This is a genomic window from Paenibacillus sp. OT2-17 (assembly GCF_009827695.1).
Classification (GTDB): Bacteria; Bacillota; Bacilli; order Paenibacillales; family Paenibacillaceae; genus Paenibacillus; species Paenibacillus polymyxa_B.
The window spans coordinates 1-2,071 of sequence record NZ_WUDQ01000619.1; the positions used below are offsets into that span (position 1 = coordinate 1).

At 36.8% G+C, this 2,071-nt stretch carries 2 protein-coding genes; both read right to left on the minus strand.

Annotation, left to right across the window (positions count from 1 at the left end; translation table 11 throughout):
* Positions 1-538: 538 nt before the first annotated feature.
* Positions 539-1,030: a PLAT/LH2 domain-containing protein gene (locus GRP75_RS25315; protein ID WP_013310548.1), complete on the minus strand. Its 492-nt coding sequence runs from the start codon at positions 1,028-1,030 to the stop codon at positions 539-541.
* A gap of 697 nt (positions 1,031-1,727) precedes the next feature.
* The gene (locus GRP75_RS29370) at positions 1,728-1,868 is read right to left on the minus strand and encodes a hypothetical protein (RefSeq protein ID WP_202404308.1); all 141 of its coding nucleotides are present in this window, start codon (positions 1,866-1,868) and stop codon (positions 1,728-1,730) included.
* Between the last annotated feature and the right edge of the window lie 203 nt (positions 1,869-2,071).

The following is a 2,071-nucleotide window of genomic DNA, read 5'->3' on the forward strand; positions in this document are numbered from 1 at the left end:
GTTTAATTCGTGAAAAGAATTGTTGGATAATACCACTTCACTCATGGATGGGAAATAGTTGAACTCAATGAGCGCATAAGCTATTTGGCAATAGCCACAGTATTCGCTTCTCTTTTGGCGAATACTTGGTGGATTTCCTGCCATAATAGATTTGCGCTTATTGTATTTTGTAAGATGGGGAAAGTTTCATTGAATGGGTACAATCCTTCCTAATACCTAAATTTAATCTCAGATAGGGCCTTATTAGTTTGCAACAATAACTGGTATGAGTCTTTTATTTGCGATAATACGCACGATACTTTGCACATCTTTCAGTATAGTATTAAGAAGATTCAATATACTTTTCCAGCGGTCATTTCTTAGCTTTTGTTTATATGGCAAATTTACATAACATTTTTCTCATTAGTGAGTTTATTATTAAAATTGATTCTTGAGATAGGGTTACAATTACGGCGATACAATTTTAGTAGGATTATTCATCCAAAACAAAAAGACTCTATCCAAATATCGACAGAGTCTTTTGTATGAATATTTGTTTTTAGGATGGAAAAAGTGTTTCGGAATCTGCGGAGCCGCCGTCACCAAGCCAACGGTCAGGACCTGCAAATGAGAAAGTTTTCCCGTTTCCAGATATTTTGACATTAGCGATTTTCCAACCTGGTTTATACCCAGATCCATCAGTTCTAATAGTAATTTTTCTGATGTCACCTAGGTTACTAGTGCTGATTCTTGTTGTATCGGAATCTCCTTGTTCAAAGCTACCATTGAGTGTAGCGGTAGCATAATCTCCATTAGAACCATACAGAGTTATAGAGATGTTCGAGTCTGTTCCAGCATCTTTGAGATTGGCCGTATTTACAGTAACGACATATTCAACATTAGCAAAAGGCGTAACAGACTCTATACTTCTATTTGAGTCTTGTAATGAACTATAAGTGTCACTTGTGACCTGATCTGCAAAAGAAGGTGCAGCAAAAGCTACAGATGAGATAAGCATTGCTACTGATGCTAGTAAAGATACTTTTTTCATTAAATTGTTACCACCTTTCTAGTATTTGTATTTAATGTTATACATGTGTAATGTATTTGTACATAGTTCATTGGTTGTGAAGAGAAATTTTTTTCTTGTCTTTGTTTGTTGTATTTTATCTTTATGTGTCGGATATTAGCTTTCTAATAATCATGTAAGGAGATGATTATTTAGAGAAGGATTTTTAGCGCTTATCCAGAATGAATTGTCGAGGTGACCAACATGAATCATACATATGAAGAGTTGATCGAATATCGAATTGTTTTCAGCTGCATTAAGTCAGATAAGAGCATCTGTAGTCCATCCGTTGAGTAGGATATGATGGAGCTTGTGGAATACGGTGGTGGGCAAGTGGGGCCTTATAAAATTTAAAAATAAAAAATTGAGCAACAATGCAGCAACGTACAAACCCTGGACGGATTTACAGCCAGAATACTTAAGTGAAAAAAGCTGAAACAAGTTTGAGGGCTATAGGTGTGGTCAGTTGTACACAAAGTATTTGAGTCAAGAATGCTGCTGCTTTGACTGGGTACTATTTCGCTTCTGTTTTAACCAGTGGAAGCATAGTTGAATATGTCGATGGTATTTAAAAGGAAGGCAACTGAATTTAGCAGTTCTATGGAATTTAGGAGTTGGTGTATCGTTTAACACAAAAAAAGCAGGAAGAATCCTTCCCGCTTTTGCTTGAAAACGATTATTAGCGTCTGCGTTGTCTATCATTTACGCTAAACAGATTAACAGCCAGTGCGTTACCTCTTGCACGCGCAATGGCTCTTTGAGTGGAACGGATGTTTGATCTTCTTCTTCTCAAATCACGTCTGCAATGTCTTCTGCTCATATTATCACCTCCCTTCAAAGAAATGAAGGTACGGTTAAATCTTAGTGGCGTTTATGCTTACGCTTGGCAATTTTGATATTCAAGGCATTGGTTGCTAGTGCATTTCCGCTTCCTGTTTTAGCAGCTGCGGCTTGAAAGACTTTAACGACCAGATATCTGTTTTTCCCGATGCGATGCTTATACGTTTTAACTCTATTTCTGAT

What these genes read in the sequence shown, in the direction of transcription:
- GRP75_RS25315 (WP_013310548.1), bottom strand. Translation starts at nt 1,030, where the DNA reads ATGAAAAAAGTATCTTTACTAGCATCAGTAGCAATGCTTATCTCATCT.
- GRP75_RS29370 (WP_202404308.1), bottom strand. Translation starts at nt 1,868, where the DNA reads ATGAGCAGAAGACATTGCAGACGTGATTTGAGAAGAAGAAGATCAAAC.